Origin of the sequence: Microcystis sp. M31BS1, assembly GCF_020245285.1 — a bacterium.
GTDB classification, from domain to species: domain Bacteria; phylum Cyanobacteriota; class Cyanobacteriia; order Cyanobacteriales; family Microcystaceae; genus Microcystis; species Microcystis panniformis.
Genome location: NZ_JADBVE010000133.1, coordinates 1 through 5514, shown reverse-complemented (window position 1 = coordinate 5514; position 5514 = coordinate 1). Strand labels below are relative to the sequence as shown.

The following is a 5514-nucleotide window of genomic DNA, read 5'->3' as shown; positions in this document are numbered from 1 at the left end:
TAGGGTTTGCTGAATAAATATGAAATGTAGGCGAGGTAAGGACTTTAGGGCCTTTCTCGCAAAACCTTGCACCTGTTTTGCGAGAATCGTGGTTCAAAACCTTGCCTCTTCATCAGCGATCCCATCCTGTAGGGGCGAAGCATTCGGATAGGAAATCTAAGGTTTCAGCGATAGGTTATTGCCCGAATGCTTCGCCCCTACTTTTTCAGCAAACCCTAAATAAGAACAACCTATGAATATTGAATCAACTAAAGTAACCCCCGAAGAAATTGCTCAGTTTCGCGCTGAATTGGCAGATAATCTAAGTGCGATTGCTGCTTTGGATGCGATTGATGAGTGCGACGGTTATCTTGAGGATGCTGTACCCGCAGGTTTTTGCATTTGACAAGATCAGTAATCGCATTATAATGGATGGAGAAAATTAGTTTTAGTTTTAACAATAGCACTATGGACAATACAACTCAGTTAACACCGGAAGAAATACAACACTATCGGCAGCAATTTAAGGATTATCCTGAAGCTTTGGATGCTTTAGACTTAATTGCAGAAACAGACGGCGATTTAATTAAATCTGCTGGTTTATTGGCAATGGAAACAGGTGTGAAGATTCCTACTAGAGCAGGGGAAGAAGATAATATTCTAGATAAATTAGCTAAAAAATGCCGTTCTATTGTGTGTGATGATGATTTTATAAATGATCTCATGAAAGATTTACTAACTGTAGCAGTAGCAACGTTAGCGGCGGGGGGACAAATCCCAATATCAGTAGCAACTTCTGTTGTTATTTATTTGGCGAAAAAGGGGATCAAACAATGGTGTCAATTTAATGCTTAATTCTATTGTCCAGATGCTATGAATGCAGCCCAATAGAAGGGATTTTTAAAGGGATATTCTTCAGGATTTTGTACTAATAATTGACGGGCTGATTCTTTATAAGATTTAGCTGTTCTTGGCTTATCATGACAGAGCTTATCTATCATTGAATCAGCTTCTAAAATAAATTGTTCACTTGTCAAATTCTTCAACCAATTTTGTGCCATTTTCAAAGCAACTGGTACAGAAACTTGCTGATTCTCATCAAATAAAATCTCATATAATTTAATCATCAAGAAGGAGGTTGATAGATCATTAACTGTCCATAAACTACTGACAACACTGGGACTTCCCGCAAACAGAAAACCACTGGGTAAACCGATATATTCATCGCTGATAGAGTTTAAATCAATTAAGCCAGTTTCGCAAGCGGAAAGGGTGATAAGGCGACATTTATGCAAGCGTAGTTCAAAGATTTCACCTAATGTTAAGGGTTCTTTATTGGCTAAGAATAAGGCGGATTCAAGGGGATTAGCTGGGTTAAAGCCTCCATGACAGGAGAAGTGATAACAGTGGTTATCTGAGGATTTGAGATGGGGAAGAACAGCGTTTTTAGTGGCGTTATCTTGGGCGATAACTTGAGGTTCAGTAAAGAAAGTTGAGAGGATATTAACTTCTAAGTCAGTGTAAAATAAGTCTTTGGTGGGGTTTTGAATAGCGAACAGTTTATTAAACTCGGAATGGTGAAAAGTTTGGGAAATTTTTTGCAAGATTTGACAACTAGGGGCATATTGTATATTGTATTTATCCTGTAAAATTTGGTTTTTGTTAATCGGGAAAGCGTGAATAGGGAGAATATGCAGAAACAAATGGGGGATAATAATTAACCGTTGACAAGTATCGGGAATGAGGGCAAGAATATCATTAATATGCAGAATATCAGCAAAAGTCTGTAAGAGGTTAGACAGTTGATTTCTCCATTCTTGCTTGCCATTTTTGGAGTAGTAAAGCTGTCGATAATTATTGAATGTATCCAAGAATTGATTTTTATCATTTTCGGAAGATTGCCAAACTTTAACCTCTCCATCAGCAGACACGACAAAAGCGAGTATTTTCTCGAATGTAATGTACCATTGTAGCAGACAAGTTTCGGCATCAGTTAAAGCCTGAATCTCTGTAAATGGGATAGGCTCAACTTTTTGAGTGAGGCTAAAGAGAGGATCTTTAATTTCTCTTGCAATAAAATCATCTAAGTCTTGTTGATATTCTTTTAGATGACTATGATCTTGAACGTAGGGAGTTAAGTGATCACTACGCATTGAATTATGGTTAATGCTTTGATGTTGTAAGCGAATTTGCTCGTTAACTACTCTTTGTTTTAATTCATCTAATTGAACCTTAATTTGTTGACTAACGCCTTGCGGTTGTAGATTTTTCTGAGTCATTAATTCCACCAGGTTACGCCCTTTACTGCGTTCGATATATTCTAGAGCAGTTTTGAGGTGTTGAAGGTTGTTTTCAATATAGTAAAGATTAAGGTAAGTAAGAACAAGACCTCCATAGGATTGTATGGCATCAGAGAGAATTTCTTGTTTTCTATAGCCTGTTACCGCTTCAATACGAATAGTTTCTGCTGCTTTTACCGCTAAGACAAACCCTTTGATAGCAATTTGCCAATTTTTGGCATTATAACCGTAAAATCCTAAGTTATGTGCAGTCTTAAAACATTTCTCAGGTAAAGCTTCTACAGTCTGAACAGTTAAAGCATTTTCATTGGCAGTGATCGCCAATTCTAAATTCTTAGCCTTATCCCCTTTCATTCTGTCATGATAAGCATTACCAAGGTTAAATTGTGTTGTAGCCCATTCATAAGGAAACTTTTCCCTGGTAAAGGTTCTTAAAGCAGATTCAAAACAGGTGATCGCTACTTCTAGATTCTCTGCTTTGTCTTCTTTAACTCTCTCATTGTAAGTAGTTCCCAAATTCTGTTGTGTCAACGCCCAATCATAGGGAAATTCATCAAAAGTATGAACCTTCAAAGCTTCTTTGTAACAAGTAATTGCGTTTTCTAAATTCTGCTCTCTATCTTCGCTGATTCTGTTATGGTAAGCACTACCAAGATTATTTTGTAGCTTGGCGAATTCTAGAGGAAAATCATCAGGTTTCACCAATTCTAATGACGCTTTAAAACAGTCAATAGCCTTTTCTTGATTTTCTGCCTTTTTCCCTTTAATTCGATCATGGTAAACATTTCCGAGATTCATTTGACTCATTGCCCATTTCTGAGCAAATCTTTCTCTTTCAATCGTATAAATTTTTAATGCCGCTTCAAAACAAGTAATAGCGATTTCTAAATTCTCTGCTTTATCTCCTTTGATTCTTGCCTGATAAACATTCCCCAAAGTATTTTGTGTTTTTGCCCAGTGTATGGGGAAATTGTCAGAGTTAACAACTTGTAATGATGCTTGACAACAGGCAATAGCGATTTCTAAATTCTCTGCTTTATTTTCTTCAATTCTGTCAATGTAAACTTCGGCTAGATCTACTTGTACACCTGCCCAATTTAAAGGAAAATTCTTAAAAGTATAAATTTTTAATGCCTGTTGATAACAATCAATAGCAAATTCTAAATTTTTGGCTTTATCTCCTTCGATTCTATAGCTATAAGTCGTCCCTAAATTGTTTTGTATCTTTGCAAACTGATCAGGAAAATTATCAACATTGTAAACTTTTAATGCTTCTGAAAAACAAAATATTGCAATTTCTAAATTGTCTGTTTTTTTGCCTTCAATTCTCTCAAAATATGCTTTTCCAAGATTAATATATGAGTCTGCCCATTCATTGGGAAAATTATTATAACTGTAAATTCTAAATGATTCTCTTAAATAAAAAATAGCCTTTTCTAAATTTTCTCTCTTTTTTTCTTTTATTCTCTCTAAATAAGCACCACCCAAATTAAATTGCCCTCTTGCCCATTCATTGGGAAAAGTATTGATCTTATAGACTCTTAACGATTCCAGAAAATAATTAATCGACTGTTCTACATTCTCTTCTTTTTCTCCTTTGATCCTTTGTAAATAAACATTACCGAGATTATTTTGTACTTTTGCCCATTCCTTGGGAAAACTTTCAATATTATAGACGATTAAGGAGTTTTCGCAATAACCAATGGCTATTTCTATATTCTCTTTTTTCTTTTGCTCAATTATCTCTAAGTTAGTAGTTTGTAAGTAAGCATTGACTAAGTGAATGTGGGTATTTGCCCATTCACGAGGGAAAGCCTCGAAGGTACGCACTTTTAAAGCTTTTTTACAACAATCAATAGCAGTTTTTATATTTTCTGCTTTATCACCTTTTATTCTTTCAATGTAAACATTACTCATATTATGTTGCACCATTGCATATTCATAGGGAAAAGCATCTAGAGTATAAATTTTTAACGCTTCTTGAAAAGAATTAATCGCTTTTTCTATATTCTCAGTTTTTTTCCCTTCAATTCTCTCGGCATAAACATTTCCCATATTCATTTGCGTCATTGCCCAATACACAGGGAATGTTTTAGGTTGATAAACTATTAAAGCCGCTTGATAAGCTTTAATGCTAATTTCTAAATTGTTTTTGAGGCTACCAAAAGGAAACTCATTAATTAGATTTCCAAACATTAAAACGACTGCTGCTGTAAATTGTGCTTTTTGTGGATGCAGATTAGAGAAGATATTTGTAGCCCATTGATAAAGAAATTCTCCAAAATTTTCATCGAGTTTATCTAAATTATTTTGACAGAAAGTATAAACTGCTTCAGGATTAAACCTGTTTTTATCAATAAGTTAACTCAGTTGCAAGACATTATCTAGAAAAACTTGATAGTCTTCAGGTTTAATTTTCTTTGGAGTTTCGTTTTCTACTCTTTGAGAAGGCGGAGTTATAGTTTTTCCTTTTGGTACAAATTCCCAATTGTGTCCTAACTGGTGACAAAACAAGAAAATCTCCTCAGCTTTCATAGCTTCAACACTCGGTACAGGAAAATTCTGCTCCCCTAATTGTCGTGCAAAATTGCTTGCATCTGCTGAAGATTCAAATATTAATATTGTGTTTTTTTCTTGATTACTTATTGTATGAATTCCCTCATTATCTGTTCCAACATTATAGAGAAGAACATAAACAGTATGAGGCATTTGATCGAATGTTCCTGTTGATATACTCGAAGGTTCACTATCAAATAACCCTAACGCTTCCGCTAACTGTTGCGCCATATTCAGCAACCATCGCGCCTCATTTTCCCTTCCTGCATTCCCGTATTGTTGCGCTACTGCTACCATTACCTGTACCAACCCCTCATCCAGCAATTCCCGATTTTCCTGTAAGATTCGGGGTTCATCGCTATTATTGCAAGATAATAGCTGATTAATGAGGTTTAGGTAGGCTTGGGTGCGTTGTTCGTTCATGGCGTGGCGGCTGGGGAATTGATGGGTAGGGGCGAAGCATTCGGATAGAAAATTTAGGGTTTCAGCGATAGGTTATTGTCCGAATGCTTCGCCCGTACAGGGATTGAATGGGGAGATTATCAGAATTGTATCACAGGGATGATAGGCTAAGGTTATTGTCTGGGGTAGGGGCGAAGCATTCGGATAGAAAATTTAGGGTTTCAGCGATAGGTTATTGTCCGAATGCTTCGCCCGTACAGGGATTGAATGGGGAGAT

4 protein-coding genes are annotated in these 5514 nt (G+C 36.1%); 2 read left to right on the top strand and 2 right to left on the bottom strand.

The annotated features are described in order from the left end of the window. The first annotated feature begins 232 nt into the window (after nucleotides 1-232). Both IM509_RS07540 and IM509_RS07535 read left to right on the top strand, forming a co-directional pair. Nucleotides 233-385 carry a hypothetical protein gene (locus IM509_RS07540; protein WP_185237909.1) on the top strand — a complete coding sequence of 51 codons (153 nt, stop codon included), beginning with the start codon at nucleotides 233-235 and terminating at the stop codon, nucleotides 383-385. Nucleotides 386-447: 62 nt separating this feature from the next. Beyond that, nucleotides 448-834, top strand: a complete 387-nt coding sequence (locus IM509_RS07535) for a hypothetical protein (RefSeq protein ID WP_069475249.1) — start codon at nucleotides 448-450, stop codon at nucleotides 832-834. Nucleotides 835-836: 2 nt separating this feature from the next. Here IM509_RS07535 and IM509_RS07530 read toward each other — a convergent pair whose 3' ends face one another. Beyond that, complete coding sequence (locus tag IM509_RS07530) at nucleotides 837-4475, bottom strand: CHAT domain-containing protein (RefSeq protein WP_185237908.1); 3639 nt, start codon at nucleotides 4473-4475, stop codon at nucleotides 837-839. Nucleotides 4476-4640: 165 nt separating this feature from the next. Continuing rightward, on the bottom strand, nucleotides 4641-5258 hold the full coding sequence (locus tag IM509_RS07525; RefSeq protein ID WP_185237907.1) for a DUF3110 domain-containing protein: 618 nt from the start codon (nucleotides 5256-5258) through the stop codon (nucleotides 4641-4643). Nucleotides 5259-5514: the final 256 nt, after the last annotated feature.

Coding starts and splice junctions, on each gene's coding strand:
- IM509_RS07540 (WP_185237909.1), top strand. CDS start 233: ATGAATATTGAATCAACTAAAGTAACCCCCGAAGAAATTGCTCAGTTT.
- IM509_RS07525 (WP_185237907.1), bottom strand. CDS start 5,258: ATGAACGAACAACGCACCCAAGCCTACCTAAACCTCATTAATCAGCTA.
- IM509_RS07535 (WP_069475249.1), top strand. CDS start 448: ATGGACAATACAACTCAGTTAACACCGGAAGAAATACAACACTATCGG.
- IM509_RS07530 (WP_185237908.1), bottom strand. CDS start 4,475: ATGTTTGGAAATCTAATTAATGAGTTTCCTTTTGGTAGCCTCAAAAAC.